Raw genomic sequence first — 15,606 nt, 5'->3', positions numbered from 1 at the left:
AGCAGTAGGTGAAGCATCAACCAGATAATCCGATGAGATGCCGGTCTGTCTCACTCTCATGCAAAGGTAAGATCAACCATTTAATCCGCTTACCCAAGAAAAAAAGCCATAGCGATCCGGTTGTCGCTGTCGTCTTTGATATGTGAATGGTTGTGCTGGTGCATTAAGACTCACCTATTTATTGCTGATAACAACTTAGTTGGTTTGACTAACGGCTTCATTCAATTGTTTTAAAATACCACAGTGCTCTACCGTGCGCTTCGAGTTGCAGCTAAGACGTAAAGCCTTTAGTTGTTTATTAAGCTGCGTTAAATCCGCTATGCGACGTTCTACCTGCTCGATATGCTGTTCAATCATCTGATTAACATCATCACACTGCGACATTGGCGAGTCATTCAAACTCAGTAACTGACGAATTTCTGCCAAACTCAGATCTAAACTCCGGCAGTGTTTAATAAATAGCAACCGCTCGATATCAGCGTGATCGTAGAGGCGGAAATTACCATCGCTACGTAATTTCGCCGCAAGAAGCTGCTCCTTTTCATAGTGACGGATGGTTTGCACAGAACAGCCAGAGATTTTTGCCAGCTCTCCAATCTTGATCATCTCGATACTGCCTATTGACTCTATAGTAACTACAGAGTTTAAACTAGGTTTCATATGAACCCAAGGTTTATCGGTTATGAATGCAAAATGCTGTTCCAATGATAAGTGTAGCGAAACGGGCAACAGTGAAAATAGCGCCGTTGATGCACCTGATAAGCATGCAAAATATGCCTACCTTAGTGAATTTAGGGTGCCTAAAATGGACTGCCCTGCCGAAGAGCGTTTGATCCGTATGGCGCTGGAAACAGTTGAGCCCGGTGTTCTGTTACAGTTTGATATCCGACAAAGGCAGGTTCGCGTTTTTCACACGGTGAATGCCAATGAAATTACAACAAAAATGCACAGCTTAGGGCTGGGCGCATCGCTGACAAAGACCGGGCCGGTGAAACGCGAAGAGGTAACGCAGGCCAGACAATCCACAGCATCAGGTTCGCAGCGTGAGGGGTTAATTTTAAAGTGGTTGCTGGGCATTAACGCGGTGATGTTTGCAGTAGAGTTTGTGACCGGTTGGCTGGCTCAATCAACCGGGTTAATAGCCGACTCTCTGGATATGTTTGCCGATGCAGCGGTATACGGGGTTGCGCTATACGCAGTCGGGCGTAGTAGCAAGGTTCAATTAAACGCCGCACAGCTTGCCGGCTGGCTGCAATTAATTTTAGCTTTTGGGGTGATCAGTGAGGTGATACGGCGCTACCTGTTTGGTAGCGAGCCTGTGTCGACGTTGATGTTAATTATGGGCGCTATTGCTTTGGTTGCTAATGTGATCTGTCTTTCGTTAATTCATCAACAAAAAGAAAGTGGCGCGCATATGAAAGCCAGTTGGATTTTTTCTGCAAATGACGTTATCGCAAATGCTGGGGTGATTTTGGCCGGATTATTAGTCACCTGGACCGGGTCACGCTATCCGGATTTGGTGATAGGGTTCATCATTGGATTAGTTGTACTTAATGGTGCGCGCAGGATTTTACAGCTAAAAGCGTAGCTTGTTGTTAAGTCGCAATAGCGCTACCATGTGGCGCTAACTTACTGAGGGATTTATGTTAGGTCGTACATCAGGTTTATTATTACTGTTGCTGATTATGCTGAATCATGCCGTGATGGCCTGTGATGCGTTAGTTATGCATTTGCCCGATCATGCCCATGCCTACACTGACCTGCAACATGAACACTGCTACTCAGATACCCTTGTCGACGTAAGCAGTGAGCAAGTCACTGCACATAACGTTGAACATAACTCTGAGCATGATACCGACGAACACAGTAATCATGCTCATGTCACCTGCTATATCGCTTTTTTTCAGGGCATGGAGCTGCTTAACTTCCGTGACAGCGTTATAGCCGCTACCCAACCAGGGTTAAACCTCATTAGCTATCGCCCACCAGTGCCGCCGCCAAATATCTGATCCTGCTTGTTTATCCTTTTTATTAACGATTAACTTTCAGGAGCATACCCATGCGTATGAGACTAATGCTGCCAGCAATACTGGCGGCGGTATTTTGCGCGCTTCCGCTACGTGCAGAGCCGCAAGCACTGACATTACAACAGGCAATAGATAAAACACTGCAACACAACCCGCAGCTGTATCAGTTTAAATTTACCCAACAGCGACTGCTGGCAGAGCGTGATGTGCAAAGCCTTAAACCCGGTTATCAACTCGGTGTAGAGCTTGAGAACGTTGCGGGCACCGGAGAGGCCAGAGGGCTGGCCGGTGCTGAGCTGACAATCGCCTTATCTTCCGTGATAGAGCTGGATAATAAAGCCCAATGGCGCGCTGCGGTAGTAGACGCCAGGCTCAATACTCTTAAATGGCAGCAACAGGCGCAAACCCTGGATGTGCTGGCAGAGGTTACCCGCAATTATATTAATCTATTGGCCAGCCAGCAGGAATTGACACTGACAGAAGAGGCAGTAGAGCTCTCAGAAGCCCTGCTGCAAAGCGCTGAAAAACGTGCCGCCAGCGGTGCCTTGTCAGATGCTGAAATCATGAGGGCAAAGGCGCAACTGGCTCAGGTTCAGATCGGGCGGGACGCCCTGTTGCAGCGCATTGAGCGGCAAAAGATAGCCATAGCACGTTTTTGGGGTGATACCAGCGCCAACTTTAACGTTGTGGCAGGTAATTTGTTTGCTTTTGGTCAAAGCCGCCCTTTTGCCGAGCTGTATCAGCGGCTGCAACAATCGCCGGCGTTAACCATTTTTGCCTCTGAACGTCGGTTAAAAGACGCTGAAGTGCGACTGGCGCAAAGCCAAAACCGCGCAGATCTGAGTTGGCAAGTAGGGGTAAGACGCTATCAGGCCAGTGACGATACAGGCCTTACCTTTGGTATCTCAGTGCCATTATTTGCTGAACGTCGCAATAGTGCAGCCATCGAAGCTGCGCTGGCAGAGCGAAACAATGTCGAGTATCGGCAGCAGGATAGCTTACTGATCCTGCATGAACGCTTGTTTGATGCCTACTCGCAACGACAGCAATTTATTACCAGTTACCAACAGTTGGCGCAGTACGTGATCCCCAACCTGGAACAAGCGCTGGATCTTACGCGTGATGCATACCAGCGCGGGCGCTCAAATTATCAAGATTGGCTTAATGCCCAGCAAGAATTGTTGCAGGCAAAAAGACAAATACTGGAAACCGCCACTGCGGTGCTATTGAGCCAGGCGACGATTGAACAGCTTACCGCCGAGCCGGTAACGCAGTAACTGACAAGATTATTGCCCCGGTGCCGCACTTCATTAACTGTGCGACGTGGCAAACAGAATATACAGGAAGATAGCATTATGAAGTCACATGTAACACTGGCAATGTTTATTGCAGCCTGGCTGATGCCGATGCAAGTAATGGCCGCCAATGAGCAAGAACATGCGCATGTCCATGCCAAAGAGCAAGCGGTAAAACCGCAATCTGACGCTAAGAAAAATGAAGAGCACGAAAAACACGGCGAGAACGAAGAACATGAAGAACACAATGAGCATGAAGGGCACGACGAAAACGACGAGCATGAACACAATGAAACCCTGAGCAGCCGCATTAGTGATGATATGGCTACGGCGGTAAATATTGTCACAGACCGTGCTGACAGCCAGCGATTACGCCAACATCAGGTTGTTTATGGCAAGCTTAGCGCTGATCCAAACCGCATCAGCCATGTTAATGCCCGTTTTCCCGGTATTCTTACCTCGGTGAAATTCTCGCTGGGTGACAGCGTAAAAGCAGGCGATGTACTGGCCGTTGTTGAGTCAAATGAGAGCTTAAATACCTATGCCATTAAAGCACCAATTGACGGCGTTATTATTCAGCGCAGCGCCAATGTTGGTGAGGTCGCACAGCAGCAGACGCTATTCAGCATTGCTGATTTTGGCAGCCTGTGGGCAGATTTTCGCCTGTACCCGTCACAACAAGTTGCTGTCGCGACAGGACAAAACGTGGTCATTCTGGCCGCTGACACTGAGATTAACGGCGTAATTGCACATATTATCCCGTCATTAACCCAGCCCTATCAACTGGCCAGAGTTAAGCTGGATAACCGTGACGGTAAACTGTCGCCCGGGCAATTAATCGAGGGTGCTGTAATAAGCGGTGAATTCAACGTTGAGCTTGCCGTTAAAAAATCGGCCATTCAAATACTGGACAATCAAAGCGGTGTCTTCGTGAAAAACAATACCGAATATGTCTTTACCCCATTGCAGCTTGGCCGTAGCGACATGGATTATGTCGAAGTGATTGCCGGTTTAAAGCCCGGCCAGTTGTATGTCACTACAAACAGCTATCTGTTAAAAGCGGATATTGAAAAATCTGAAGCCGAGCATGATGATTAAGGGGGCACTATGATTGAATCCATGTTGCGCCTGGCTATTGCGAGGCGGTATCTATTTTTAACGCTGACACTGTTGATTATTGCCATTGGTAGCTGGAGCTACCAACAGTTACCGATTGATGCAGTGCCGGATATTACTAACGTTCAGGTGCAAATAAACACGGCGGCGCCAGGTTATTCGCCACTTGAAGCAGAGCAGCGTATTACCTATCCGGTAGAAACTGCCCTGTATGGCTTACCCAATTTAAGTTATACCCGCTCATTGTCACGCTATGGCTTGTCACAGGTAACGGTGGTGTTTGAAGAAGGCACGGACATCTACTTTGCCCGCAATTTAATCAACACCCGTTTGGGCGCTATCAAGGATATGTTGCCTGAGGGCATAGAGCCTGAAATGGGCCCTATTTCAACCGGTCTTGGTGAAATCTTTATGTATACGGTGCAGGCCAAGCCGGGCGCGCTGCAACAAAATGGTTCACCTTACGATGCCATGGCACTGCGGGAAATCCAGGACTGGATAATAAAACCTCAGCTGGCACAGGTTAAAGGTGTGGTGGAGGTAAACAGTATTGGTGGCTACAACAAGCAATACCATGTGTTACCCGACCCACTGAAACTGCTTAATTATGGCCTGAGTATTAAGGATGTTGAACTGGCCCTGCAAGCCAACAATGACAACCGGGGTGCCGGTTATATTGAACGTGAGGGCATGCAACTGCTGGTACGCTCGCCCGGTCAGTTAACCTCTCTGGATGACATTGCTAATGTCATTATTACGCAATACGACACCATACCGGTAAAGCTGAGTGACGTTGCCGATGTTGCCATTGGCAAAGAGCTGCGAACCGGTGCGGCAACCCAGGATGGTAAAGAAGCGGTGCTGGGTACAGCCATGATGTTAATTGGTGAAAACTCACGCACAGTGGCACGCGATGTCGCGCAAAAGCTGGAGCAGATCAAAAGTTCTCTGCCAGAGGGTGTTATTGCTGAAGCCGTATATGATCGCACCACCTTAGTGGATAAAGCCATTGCAACCGTCAGTAAAAACCTGCTGGAAGGCGCATTACTGGTGATCGTAGTGTTGTTTATCCTGCTGGGCAACCTGCGGGCGGCGTTAATCACTGCGGCGGTGATCCCGCTATCAATGCTGATGACCATTACCGGCATGGTACAAGCCGGCGTTTCTGCCAACCTGATGAGCCTGGGTGCGCTGGATTTTGGCTTAATTGTTGATGGTACGGTGATTATTGTCGAAAATGCGGTTCGACGCTTGGCGCAGGCACAACACAACGGCAGTATCCAACCGCTGAAAGAGCGCTTAAATACAGTGTATCTGGCAACTGCAGAGGTTATCCGGCCCAGTTTGTTCGGTGTGGCCATTATTACTATCGTGTATATTCCTATTTTTTCGCTGACCGGTGTCGAAGGTAAAATGTTTCATCCTATGGCAGCGACTGTGGTGATGGCCCTGTTATCCGCTATGGTGTTGTCGCTGACCATTGTGCCTGCCGCTGTGGCGGTGTTCTTAAATGGTAAAATCAGTGAAAAAGAAAGTGCGGTCATAAGAGGCGCTAAAACCCTGTACGCACCGCTATTAGCGCTGGCACTGAAATTTCGCTGGCTGGTGATTGGTTTGGCCAGTGCTCTGGTTGGTGTGTGTCTGTGGTTGGCGACCACGTTGGGGGCAGAGTTTGTGCCTCAGCTTGATGAGGGCGATATCGCTTTACATGCCATGCGTATTCCGGGCACCGGCTTAGAACAAGCCGTTGCAATGCAGGAAATTCTGGAGCAGAAGATCAAAACCTTTGCTGAGGTTGATAAAGTGTTTGCCAGAATTGGTACGGCAGAAGTGGCGACCGATCCGATGCCACCCAATGTGGCTGACAACTTTGTGATATTAAAGCCGCGCAGTGAATGGCCCAATCCGGATAAAACCAAAGCCCAATTGGTCACTGAAATGGAAGCTGCTTTGGCGACATTGCCTGGCAATAACTATGAATTTACCCAACCTATTCAGATGCGTTTTAATGAACTGATTTCCGGTGTACGGGCAGATCTGGGTATTAAGGTATTTGGTGATGATTTAGATCAGCTGGTTACAAGCGCTAATCAAATTCTGCAAGCCGTCAACAAGGTGCAAGGTGCTGCGGATACTAAAGTGGAACAAGTCACTGGTTTGCCAACCTTGTCGGTGATCCCCAACCGAACTGCGCTTGCCCGTTACGGCTTAAATGTGGTTGAACTACAGGATTGGGTAGCAGCGGCAATTGGTGGTACGTCGGCCGGTATTCTGTATGAAGGTGACAGACGCTTTGAGCTGATAGTGCGCTTGCCGGAAACCCTGCGTCGCGATCTGGACAAACTGGCAGTGTTGCCGGTGCCATTGCCAAATGGGGACTTTGTGCCGTTACAAGAAGTGGCTACCTTAGATTTATCGCCTGCGCCGGCACAAATTAGTCGTGAAAATGGCAAACGCCGGGTAGTGGTAACCGCGAATGTGCGTGGGCGAGACCTTGGCAGTTTTGTAGAAGAGGTAAAGGCCCAAATCAACCGCGACGTTGCATTACCAGCCGGTTACTGGCTGGATTATGGCGGTACTTTTGAGCAATTGGAGTCAGCAAGTCAGCGCCTTAGCATCGTGGTGCCTGTTACGTTGCTGCTGATTTTAGGTATTCTGGTGATGGCTTTTGCGTCATTAAAAGATGCGCTGATTATCTTCAGCGGTGTGCCGTTGGCGCTTACCGGTGGCGTGCTGGCCTTGTATTTGAGGGGTATGCCTTTATCAATCTCTGCTGGCATTGGCTTTATCGCCTTATCAGGCGTAGCGGTGCTGAACGGCCTGGTCATGCTGAGCTTTATTCGCGATCTCTGGCGTGAGAAAGGTGACTTGCTGTTAGCGATAACGGAAGGCGCGCTTACCCGGTTGCGCCCTGTGCTAATGACCGCTTTGGTCGCGAGCCTCGGTTTTGTGCCGATGGCGATTAATATTGGCACCGGTGCTGAAGTGCAGCGCCCGCTGGCGACAGTGGTGATTGGCGGTATTATTTCGTCAACCTTGCTGACATTGTTGGTATTGCCCGTGTTATATCATTGGGTGCACAAAAACGATAACCGCAAACAGCAAACGGAATAATCATTAACCTGCTTCGCTGCAGCATTGGGCTGCAGCGAAGAACGTTTTGGCAATAGTATGGGTGTTTATGCTAATACGATTAAAACGATAACCGCGTAAATAGTCAGGCGTATTAAGACGTCCCGCCAAATGGGGCTGTCAGCTAGCAAGGGTTGCAAGTCAGTTGGCAAGGGCACTGGCTTTAAAGCAGAGATATTCGCGCCTCCAGGATTTCCCCTTGGAACCCAACCAAATATAAAACCCGGAACCGTTGCTATCAAACGGACGATCTGACCAATAACCTCGCGATTATCATTGCGTTTAAGCCCAATTCGTAACATCTGCCAGTGCGTCGCTATATGCGGTATAAAATATCTCTGCCCTAAAATATGCGCTCTTTCAAGAGACTTAAACGCATTGTCTAAATCATTGATTTCTTCAGCCTCCTGGGCTGAGCGTATGCTGAGTTGGTACTCATATTTAATTTTTTTGGGTATACGGATTTAATGGTTGATGGGGCACCTTCACCCCATCAATCTGATACCACCCTCAGATGGTTGATAGATCGACTCCGTAGTTGAGTTCCTCTGCGAAGTCCGGCAGTCCGTAACCGATGGTTTTCTTGTAGAAAGGAGAGACCTTCGCAGTCGGTGCCTTCTTCTTGTGCTTCGTGGTGTAGAGCATTCGTGCCCGCATCACCTCGAAGGAGTAACCGCGCCCTTCACGGTTCTTGTCCTTGGCCAGTCGGTTGATGGACTCCGTGTAAGCGTTGGTGACGGGCATGTCCGTCTCGAAGTAGGTCATGGTCTCTTCGTGCCAGTTTCCCACTGCCCTGACCAGATCGCTCCAGACTTCCTTTTGGCCCTTCGGGATGGTGGCTATCCACTCGTCCAGGGCGGCTTCTGCCTGGAGCCGTGTGGTGGCGTCCCAGATGCCGTAGAAGCGCTCCTTGTGCTCGTAGGCGGCCAGCAGTTGCGGGAACGCGCCTGTCCAGGTCTCCATGATGAGGCGCTCCCGGTCTGAGACTTCGTGAGCGCGTTTCAGCAGGATTTTCCGGTCTCCCTTGAGAGTCCGGCTCTGGGACGGTTTCAGCTCCTTTCTGAGGCCCTTGCGCACTCTCTCTAGGGCATCGTTGGCCATGCGAACCACATGGAACTTATCGACCACGATACGGGCCTGGGGCAGCACAGCCTTGACCGCTGCCCGGTAGGGGTTCTACATGTCCATGCTGACGATCTCGACCTTCTGCCGGTCTTTCAGCTTCATCAGGTAGTTGGTCACCACGTCCTGACGGCGGGTGGCCAGCAGGTCGAGCAGGGTTCGCTTCTCGATGTTGGTCAGGATGCAGCGGTAGCGCTTGTTCAGGTACAACTCGTCAATGCCGAGAATGCGGGGCGTCTCGAAGCGGTGCCAGCGCCCCAGGAATTCGGCGCGGGCGTTGAAGATGTCGCGCACCGTCTTCTCGTCCAGGCCGGTCTGTGCCGCCACAAAGGTGTAGGGGTGGTTGAAGGATTCCTTCTCCACGTACTCATGCAGCCGCAGTGTCATACGGAATCCGTCCACCATCTCCGGTAGCTGGGGCCTGAATGTTGTCTTGCAGGCCCGGCAGGTGAAGGATGTTGTCGGGAAGTTCGGTCATGGTGTTGTATAGGCGTAGGTGTCAGTCAGATCCATCCGACTCGGCATTGGTGTTTGCTTTTTTACCCAACAAGCTGCTGGAAACGAAAAGTAAGGCACCGAGGACAATTGCAATATCAGCCAGGTTGAAGGCCGGCCAATGCCAGTCTCGCCAATAGAAATCAAAGGAATCCACAACATAGCCGCGAAAGACCCGGTCAATCAGGTTGCCCATGGCGCCACCGAGGATAAGACTGTAAGCGATGGCTTCTCCTTTATGACGATTTTCAAGGATCAGCTTGATCAGAAAAATCGAGACCACTACCGCGATTCCGATAAAAAAGTAGCGCTGCCAGCCTCCACCATTCGCAAAAAGACTGAATGCGGCACCGGTGTTCCATAGGTGCACCCAGTTAAAGAACGGGGTCACCGAAACATACTCGCCATAGGCCATTGATTGCTGCACCAGCCACTTTACAGCCTGATCAGACGCTGCCAGCAGGCCCGATATGGACAATAGGGCATACGGCGAGAGCTTTTTGCCAATAATGAGCATTATTTAACCCTTCAACGCCAGAATGCGTCTGGCACCGTTAAGTACAATGACCCCCGCGATGGTGCCGATAATCAGATCCGGATAATTGGACCCGGTCCACGCGACTAGGGCGCCGGCGGTGATGACCCCCAGGTTGATCACCACGTCGTTGGCCGAGAATATCCAGCTTGCCTTCATGTGCGCCCCGCCTTCCCGATGTTTGGATATGAGCAGCAGACAACTGGTATTGGCAATCAATGCGACGAATGCGATAGCCATCATCACCAGCGATTCAGGCTCACTACCGAATACAAAGCGTCTCACCACCTCTACGAGTACGCCAACAGCCAAAACCAGTTGGACCACACCAGCAACGTGCGCAACACGGACCTGCCTTTTCACGCTATGTCCAACCGCATAAAGAGCGAGTCCGTACACTGCCGCATCAGCAAAATTGTCCAGGGACTCTGCAATGAGGCCAGTTGACTGAGCCATCAGACCGGCAGTAATTTCCACCAGGAACAGAAGTGCATTGATGCCGAGCAACCAGCGCAGGGTCCCGGATTCTTGCTTAGCAGAAGCTGCCGAAAACTCGGCGGCCTTGATGGTCTCTGGATTTGCAGCGACGGTTTCCTGAAGCGAGGCGCCTAGCCCCAAGGTCTTCAGTTTCGAGGTGACGGGCTCGACCTCGCCGTCATGCACGACCTTCAGCCGGCGATTCGACAAGTCGAAGGACAGCGCCCGAATCTCCTCAAAGCCGTTCAGGGCTAGGCGAATCATTCGTTCTTCTGATGGACAGTCCATCTTCGGCACGGCATAAACACTGACCCATCTCCCTGGCGCCTCGGAGGAGGCCTGTATATCGGTATCCGCTGCGGACGTTGCATCACCGCCACAGGCGCCACCACAGGATTTGCTCATGATACGACTCCACTTGAACAATGTTGTGGTACCATTTTAAACTATAAAGCTACTATAAGGTCAATAGAGTAAAGAATCCGTTGGGGAGGAGGCTGATGCGCATTGGTCAGTTGGCGCAGTTGGTAGGGGTCGAAACACAGACGATCCGCTTCTATGAACAGCAGGGCTTGTTGCCGCCGCCTGATCGGCAGGACAACGGTTACCGTGTCTATACCGAGAAGCATGTTGAGGGGCTGGCCTTCATCCGTCGCTGCAGAATCCTGGGCCTGTCACTGGCTGAGATTCACGAACTACAGAGCTATCAGGACGACCCTCATCAGCCTTGCACCGCCGTCAACGCCTTGCTCGATGATCACATCTCTCATGTGCGGTCGCAGATAACCGCTCTGCAAGCGCTTGAGAAACAACTCGTTTCACTGAGAGCGAGTTGCAACGATGACCGGGAAGTTGAGGCGTGTGGGGTTCTTGCTGGAATTAGCGAAGGAAACATGCACCAGCAGTAGGTGAAGCATCAACCAGATAATCCGATGAGATGCCGGTCTGTCTCACTCTCATGCAAAGGTAAGATCAACCATTTAATCCGCTTACCCTAAAAAACGAGCTTAGCCTAGCATCGCCATCTCTGCTATACAATCGTTCAGCGTTGCAATTTGTTCCGCCAATCACACTGAATGAAATGCTGTGATTAGCTCCGAAACTCTGGGGGGAGGCCTGACTCGAATGTCCGTTTTTGTTTAAGAGCCTAAGCGACTCTGGCCACCTGAAAAGGTCCGCCTCAAAAACAGAGTGGAGGCAAAAGTGGGGTGATTTTTGCGTGCTACTACATGAACAGAAGTCACGCCATGGTTTCTTTCAGCTAACTTTTAGGATTTTAGTTTAGTATGCTTACTAAACCTAAAAGCTCTTATTCACTTAGTCACACGATCATTTAGGATATTTTATATTGTTATAGTACTCCTTGTGAGTGCTGACCAGCACGCTTGTTTTTTTGGTTGACCTTAATCTGGTGCATTACGCTGACTGGGTGATTGCTTAAAATCACTGATGAGCTGATGAGGATCCTGTTCACCACGCTGTTTTAGTGTTGCCTCACACCACCAGCGCAACTGCAAAAATGTTCGATTAAAGTAACTGTCCCATCGGTCTGCATCATTAACAGATTCGAGATAATCGCCACTTTCATCAAATACCTCTTGAGCTTTCGGAAAATGAAGCATGGCCGAAACCGGCAAACAACCAAGCTCGCTTAAAAAGGCTCTCATACTAACTGATGCTCTTGCGCCGCCCCATTGACCCGCTGAATAGGTCACGATCGCACTGGGTTTGTAAGAAAATAACGAAGCACCAAAGTGATTAAGAAGATTCGCTAATGCTGGGCTCATAGAATGATTATATTCAGGGCTGACCATTACATAAGCATCGGCTGTTTCGATTTTATCTGCAAGCTGGCTTAATTGCTCTGGGGCAGATTGACTTGAATACGCAAAGTGCGGTTTAAAAACCGGATCGAGTTCAATATCCAGCGGGTCAATAATCTCAACGTTCATGTCTGGAAAGTTTGCTTGTAACACACGCTGACAAGCTAAAGCCACTCGCTCGCCCAGTCGCGCTGGTTTTGGTGGGGTACTTTGTCGAACACTGCCAAGAAAAATAAGTAATTTCATAATTTATCCATTTGCATTGTGTTTCATAAGGTTGCCTTCGCTATCTAATATTTGCTCACCATCTTCTTTAAAATAGGGCCCGGGAGGCCACTCATCGAGTAGTGTTAGCACCGCTTCACTGGGTCGGCAAAGCTTAACGCCTTTCGGGGTGCAAACGATGGGGCGATTCACTAGTATCGGATGTTTAAGCATTGCGGACACTAGCTCGTCGTCACCAACGTTTTCATCAAGTAAGCCAAGCGCTTCTGCTGGCGACTTAGTCACCCGCAAAGCTTGTCGCGGCGTTAAGTCAGCGGCCGCAAATAGCGCCAAAAGCTGAGGTTTGCTCCATCCTTCGTGCAAGTAGTCGACCACAATGGGTGAGTAACCTGCATCCTTGATAATCTGCAACACATTTCTGGATGTGCCGCAATCGGGATTGTGGTGAATAACGATCATGGTAACCTCAACTCTGAAAGTGGTGGCGTGTTTTATTCGCGATTCGAACAAGGGCCAGCATCAGCGGCACTTCCACCAAAACACCAACCACAGTGGCTAACGCCGCACCAGATTGTAAGCCAAACAGCGCAATCGCTACCGCGACCGCTAGCTCGAAAAAATTGCTGGCACCAATCATGCCGGCAGGCGCTGCAACATTATGCGGAACTTTCCATTTTTTCGCCCAGCCGTAGGCGATAAAGAAAATCAGGAAAGTTTGAATGATTAACGGGATCGCAATCAACAGGATATGCAACGGGTTGGCAAGAATCACATCACCCTGAAATGCAAACAGCAACACTAAGGTCGCAATTAATCCTATAGGTGTAACGCGAGAAATGTGCTTCATAAAAACGTTTTTAAACCACTGATTACCTCGACGTATAATCAACACCTGTCGCACGAAAACCGCTGCCGCCAATGGAATCACGATATAAAGCACGACCGACAAAATAACCGTGTCCCAGGGTACTTGAATATTAGAAACACCAAGCAACAGCACCACAATAGGCGCAAAAGCCACCAGCATGATGAGGTCATTAATCGCAACCTGAACCAAGGTGTAAGCAGCGTCACCCCGCGTGAGATAACTCCAAACGAATACCATAGCTGTACAGGGCGCTGCACCTAACAAAATGGCACCCGCCAAATATTGGCTTGCAGTTTCAATGGGGAGAAAAGGTTCAAACACCACCATGAAGAAAAACCAGGCAATCGCGAACATAGTGAACGGCTTAATTAGCCAGTTTACCGTGGTGGTGATGACAAGACCTTTGGGTTGACGGCGCACATTTTTGATTGAGGTAAAGTCAATTTGCAACATCATCGGGAAAATCATGGCCCAAATTAAAATCGCAACAGGAATCGATACCTGAGCATATTCAAACCGTGAAAGTGTTTCAGGAATAGCTGGAGCGAACTGCCCGATTAGCACGCCAGCAACAATGGCCAGTGCCACCCATAACGATAAGTAGCGTTCAAATAAGCCCATGCCCTCGGACGCAGACGGTGTTTTCAAAGCTTTAGTCATTACCAACTCCCTAAATTGAACGCAGATTTACCCGTTGGCTTAACGCATCGGCACTTTCAACACGCTCAGAATACCGGTCAACAAGCAGTGACTGGTTATCGCGCAACAGCAGCGTGAACTTCATCAATTCCTCTAAAACATCGACGATGCGATTGTAATAGGGTGAAGGTTTCATACGATCATTGTCGTCAAACTCAAGATAAGCTTTGGCGACCGATGATTGATTCGGAATGGTGAACATGCGCATCCAGCGGCCCAGCACGCGCAGCTGATTCACAACATTGAACGATTGGGAACCACCACAAACCTGCATAACCGCAAGGGTTTTCCCCTGCGTTGGGCGAACACTTCCTATGCTCAATGGCACCCAGTCCAACTGGGTTTTAAAGATGCCAGTCATAGCGCCATGCCGCTCGGGTGAGCACCAAACCTGACCTTCAGACCAGGTCATCAGGTCACGCAGCTCTTGTACCTTTGGGTGCTTCTCGTCTTCCGTGTCCGGCTGAGGTAACCCTTCAGGATTAAAAATTCGCACCTCGGCTCCCATGAGGGTCAACAGTCGAGCGCTCTCCTCAATCACTAAACGGCTGAATGAACGTTTACGAAGCGATCCATATAACAAGAGGATACGCGGTGGATGCACAGATGCGGATGCTGAAAAGTTGGGCCGAATCGGTGTCTGAATTCGTTCAGCGTTTAAATTTGGCGTATCTAGTTGCTCGTTCATTGACTCTGTCCATTTACCGCTGTGTCAGAAGTTATTTGGCATTGTTTAAAATCAATAAAAGCTTGTTGAAACTCAGCTCTGTTGTTGTCGAGCGTCGATTTAATGACAGCACGGGCCCAATTCGGAAGCTCAGGCGATAATTGGTAGTACATCCATTTCCCCCGACGCTCACTTGTAACGAGCCCACACTTTCGCAACTGCCCTAAGTACTGGGAGGCTTTTGGTTGGTCAACGCGAAGCGCGTCTGTGATTTCGCAAACGCAAGCCTCTCCGGCCTCATGGATTAGGCAAAGGCAGGTCAGCCGATTGATATCAGAGAGGCATTTGTAAAACTTAATAATATCCATACGTAACACATTCACAAATTAACATATATAGATTGTTGCATGTGTTGGTTTAGTATTCAACCATAGGTATGGTTCTAAAAGTCATGTACACGAAGGGCGGCAACTCGAAGTCGTATGCTTGTTTCTTTGGTTGAGCATCAATCTACTCCTAACTGTTTAAAAATTAAAATTATTGGGTACTAATAGCCCCTTAATATAAAACAATATAAACTCATAGTAATGTGGTTTATTAATTGTAATAAGGTGGCACTATGAGTACCGACTCACCATCAAAATTAAACAGCCTGCTTAAAACCCAACCCGCTGGAGTAGTCCTTTGCTCTGCCTGGCTTGTTGAAAAGGGTTACAGTATCGAGCTGCAAAAGCGTTACAAGAAGAGTCAGTGGTATGAATCTGTCGGTACGGGTGCGCCATGGGCAAAATAAAACTCTTCTTATTATTACTAGGGGTGCTTGGACTGGTGACTGGATGTGGTTCTTCTAAAGAAAGTCTTCAACTTCATGAAGCTACAGTAATGTTGAAGGAACCGGGGTTGCAGAATTTGGACAACCCCGATAAGCAAATTGCGATTCTACCAACGGGAACTAAAGTTGTTATTCTTTCCAAGGAATATGGCAAGGACTATTTGGCATATGAAGTTGAAACAAGTGATGGGCTGAAAGGGTACATAATTCACTCAAACAAGATGACCCTAACAAACCCAGATTAACGACAGCTAAGGATGGGAAACAAACCATTTTCCATCCAGTTGTTCCCA

At 49.2% G+C, this 15,606-nt stretch carries 17 protein-coding genes and 1 pseudogene; 8 read left to right on the top strand and 10 right to left on the bottom strand.

What is annotated here, in order from left to right; translation table 11 throughout:
- Positions 1-195 precede the first annotated feature (195 nt).
- The gene (gene cadR, locus BLP64_RS10525) at positions 196-660 is read right to left on the bottom strand and encodes a Cd(II)/Pb(II)-responsive transcriptional regulator (protein WP_011788525.1); all 465 of its coding nucleotides are present in this window, start codon (positions 658-660) and stop codon (positions 196-198) included.
- 22 nt (positions 661-682) lie between these two features.
- Here cadR (BLP64_RS10525) and BLP64_RS10520 point away from each other — a divergent pair, with 22 nt between their 5' ends.
- The 5 genes from BLP64_RS10520 (at position 683) to BLP64_RS10500 (ending at position 7,552) form a co-directional block, all read left to right on the top strand.
- Positions 683-1,588, top strand: a complete 906-nt coding sequence (locus BLP64_RS10520; protein WP_092593998.1) for a cation efflux transmembrane domain-containing protein — start codon at positions 683-685, stop codon at positions 1,586-1,588.
- A 55-nt stretch (positions 1,589-1,643) separates the two neighbouring features.
- The gene (locus BLP64_RS10515) at positions 1,644-2,009 is read left to right on the top strand and encodes a cobalt transporter (protein ID WP_092593997.1); all 366 of its coding nucleotides are present in this window, start codon (positions 1,644-1,646) and stop codon (positions 2,007-2,009) included.
- Positions 2,010-2,059: 50 nt separating this feature from the next.
- Positions 2,060-3,304 carry a TolC family protein gene (locus tag BLP64_RS10510; RefSeq protein ID WP_092593996.1) on the top strand — a complete coding sequence of 415 codons (1,245 nt, stop codon included), beginning with the start codon at positions 2,060-2,062 and terminating at the stop codon, positions 3,302-3,304.
- 78 nt (positions 3,305-3,382) lie between these two features.
- Entirely contained in the window at positions 3,383-4,420 is a 1,038-nt protein-coding gene (locus BLP64_RS10505) for an efflux RND transporter periplasmic adaptor subunit (protein ID WP_092593995.1), read from the top strand.
- A gap of 9 nt (positions 4,421-4,429) precedes the next feature.
- On the top strand, positions 4,430-7,552 hold the full coding sequence (locus BLP64_RS10500) for an efflux RND transporter permease subunit (RefSeq protein WP_092593994.1): 3,123 nt from the start codon (positions 4,430-4,432) through the stop codon (positions 7,550-7,552).
- A 65-nt stretch (positions 7,553-7,617) separates the two neighbouring features.
- Here the strand turns inward: BLP64_RS10500 and BLP64_RS10495 are convergent, their stop codons facing one another.
- The 4 genes and pseudogenes from BLP64_RS10495 to BLP64_RS10475 all read right to left on the bottom strand — a co-directional run bounded on the left by BLP64_RS10495 (position 7,618) and on the right by BLP64_RS10475 (position 10,604).
- A complete protein-coding gene (locus tag BLP64_RS10495; RefSeq protein WP_267888211.1) occupies positions 7,618-8,016 on the bottom strand; it encodes a DUF3703 domain-containing protein in 399 nt (132 codons plus the stop codon).
- 64 nt (positions 8,017-8,080) lie between these two features.
- Positions 8,081-9,145 (bottom strand): annotated as a pseudogene (locus BLP64_RS10485) (ISL3-like element ISPpu12 family transposase); the annotation flags it as partial.
- Positions 9,146-9,191: 46 nt separating this feature from the next.
- Complete coding sequence (gene lspA, locus BLP64_RS10480) at positions 9,192-9,704, bottom strand: signal peptidase II (RefSeq protein ID WP_003821921.1); 513 nt, start codon at positions 9,702-9,704, stop codon at positions 9,192-9,194.
- Between the two features lie 3 nt (positions 9,705-9,707).
- Complete coding sequence (locus BLP64_RS10475) at positions 9,708-10,604, bottom strand: cation efflux transmembrane domain-containing protein (protein ID WP_092593992.1); 897 nt, start codon at positions 10,602-10,604, stop codon at positions 9,708-9,710.
- A gap of 95 nt (positions 10,605-10,699) precedes the next feature.
- Between BLP64_RS10475 and cadR (BLP64_RS10470) the strand changes: the two genes are divergently transcribed.
- On the top strand, positions 10,700-11,107 hold the full coding sequence (cadR, locus tag BLP64_RS10470; protein WP_092593991.1) for a Cd(II)/Pb(II)-responsive transcriptional regulator: 408 nt from the start codon (positions 10,700-10,702) through the stop codon (positions 11,105-11,107).
- A 495-nt stretch (positions 11,108-11,602) separates the two neighbouring features.
- Here the strand turns inward: cadR (BLP64_RS10470) and BLP64_RS10465 are convergent, their stop codons facing one another.
- The 5 genes from BLP64_RS10465 to BLP64_RS10445 are packed head-to-tail and all read right to left on the bottom strand — an operon-like array spanning position 11,603 to position 14,849.
- Positions 11,603-12,268: an NADPH-dependent FMN reductase gene (locus BLP64_RS10465; RefSeq protein ID WP_092593990.1), complete on the bottom strand. Its 666-nt coding sequence runs from the start codon at positions 12,266-12,268 to the stop codon at positions 11,603-11,605.
- A 3-nt stretch (positions 12,269-12,271) separates the two neighbouring features.
- Positions 12,272-12,706 (bottom strand): arsenate reductase (glutaredoxin), encoded by a 435-nt coding sequence (gene arsC / locus BLP64_RS10460; RefSeq protein WP_092593989.1) that lies wholly within the window; start codon positions 12,704-12,706, stop codon positions 12,272-12,274.
- A gap of 7 nt (positions 12,707-12,713) precedes the next feature.
- Positions 12,714-13,736 (bottom strand): ACR3 family arsenite efflux transporter, encoded by a 1,023-nt coding sequence (arsB, locus tag BLP64_RS10455; protein ID WP_092593999.1) that lies wholly within the window; start codon positions 13,734-13,736, stop codon positions 12,714-12,716.
- Between the two features lie 49 nt (positions 13,737-13,785).
- The gene (gene arsH / locus BLP64_RS10450; RefSeq protein WP_034819221.1) at positions 13,786-14,502 is read right to left on the bottom strand and encodes an arsenical resistance protein ArsH; all 717 of its coding nucleotides are present in this window, start codon (positions 14,500-14,502) and stop codon (positions 13,786-13,788) included.
- A complete protein-coding gene (locus BLP64_RS10445) occupies positions 14,499-14,849 on the bottom strand; it encodes an ArsR/SmtB family transcription factor (RefSeq protein ID WP_092593988.1) in 351 nt (116 codons plus the stop codon). Before BLP64_RS10445 ends, arsH begins: the two co-directional genes overlap by 4 nt.
- Positions 14,850-15,100: 251 nt before the next feature.
- Here BLP64_RS10445 and BLP64_RS10440 point away from each other — a divergent pair, with 251 nt between their 5' ends.
- Together BLP64_RS10440 and BLP64_RS10435 are read left to right on the top strand one after the other, a co-directional pair.
- Positions 15,101-15,274: an AbiEi antitoxin N-terminal domain-containing protein gene (locus tag BLP64_RS10440; protein WP_092593987.1), complete on the top strand. Its 174-nt coding sequence runs from the start codon at positions 15,101-15,103 to the stop codon at positions 15,272-15,274.
- Complete coding sequence (locus tag BLP64_RS10435) at positions 15,262-15,558, top strand: SH3 domain-containing protein (protein ID WP_092593877.1); 297 nt, start codon at positions 15,262-15,264, stop codon at positions 15,556-15,558. The genes BLP64_RS10440 and BLP64_RS10435 overlap by 13 nt, the downstream gene beginning before the upstream one ends.
- The last annotated feature ends 48 nt before the right edge of the window (positions 15,559-15,606 follow it).

Source organism: Pseudidiomarina indica (genome assembly GCF_900104245.1).
GTDB lineage: Bacteria > Pseudomonadota > Gammaproteobacteria > Enterobacterales > Alteromonadaceae > Pseudidiomarina > Pseudidiomarina indica.
The sequence above is the reverse complement of the archived record's forward strand: the minus strand, read 5'-3'. Positions and strand labels throughout refer to the sequence as shown.

Excerpts from the sequence above, each read along its gene's own strand:
- cadR (WP_011788525.1), bottom strand. The coding sequence starts at position 660 with ATGAAACCTAGTTTAAACTCTGTAGTTACTATAGAGTCAATAGGCAGT.
- BLP64_RS10520 (WP_092593998.1), top strand. The coding sequence starts at position 683 with ATGAATGCAAAATGCTGTTCCAATGATAAGTGTAGCGAAACGGGCAAC.
- BLP64_RS10515 (WP_092593997.1), top strand. The coding sequence starts at position 1,644 with ATGTTAGGTCGTACATCAGGTTTATTATTACTGTTGCTGATTATGCTG.
- BLP64_RS10510 (WP_092593996.1), top strand. The coding sequence starts at position 2,060 with ATGCGTATGAGACTAATGCTGCCAGCAATACTGGCGGCGGTATTTTGC.
- BLP64_RS10505 (WP_092593995.1), top strand. The coding sequence starts at position 3,383 with ATGAAGTCACATGTAACACTGGCAATGTTTATTGCAGCCTGGCTGATG.
- BLP64_RS10500 (WP_092593994.1), top strand. The coding sequence starts at position 4,430 with ATGATTGAATCCATGTTGCGCCTGGCTATTGCGAGGCGGTATCTATTT.
- lspA (WP_003821921.1), bottom strand. The coding sequence starts at position 9,704 with ATGCTCATTATTGGCAAAAAGCTCTCGCCGTATGCCCTATTGTCCATA.
- BLP64_RS10475 (WP_092593992.1), bottom strand. The coding sequence starts at position 10,604 with ATGAGCAAATCCTGTGGTGGCGCCTGTGGCGGTGATGCAACGTCCGCA.
- cadR (WP_092593991.1), top strand. The coding sequence starts at position 10,700 with ATGCGCATTGGTCAGTTGGCGCAGTTGGTAGGGGTCGAAACACAGACG.
- BLP64_RS10465 (WP_092593990.1), bottom strand. The coding sequence starts at position 12,268 with ATGAAATTACTTATTTTTCTTGGCAGTGTTCGACAAAGTACCCCACCA.
- arsC (WP_092593989.1), bottom strand. The coding sequence starts at position 12,706 with ATGATCGTTATTCACCACAATCCCGATTGCGGCACATCCAGAAATGTG.
- arsB (WP_092593999.1), bottom strand. The coding sequence starts at position 13,736 with ATGGGCTTATTTGAACGCTACTTATCGTTATGGGTGGCACTGGCCATT.
- arsH (WP_034819221.1), bottom strand. The coding sequence starts at position 14,502 with ATGAACGAGCAACTAGATACGCCAAATTTAAACGCTGAACGAATTCAG.
- BLP64_RS10445 (WP_092593988.1), bottom strand. The coding sequence starts at position 14,849 with ATGGATATTATTAAGTTTTACAAATGCCTCTCTGATATCAATCGGCTG.
- BLP64_RS10440 (WP_092593987.1), top strand. The coding sequence starts at position 15,101 with ATGAGTACCGACTCACCATCAAAATTAAACAGCCTGCTTAAAACCCAA.
- BLP64_RS10435 (WP_092593877.1), top strand. The coding sequence starts at position 15,262 with ATGGGCAAAATAAAACTCTTCTTATTATTACTAGGGGTGCTTGGACTG.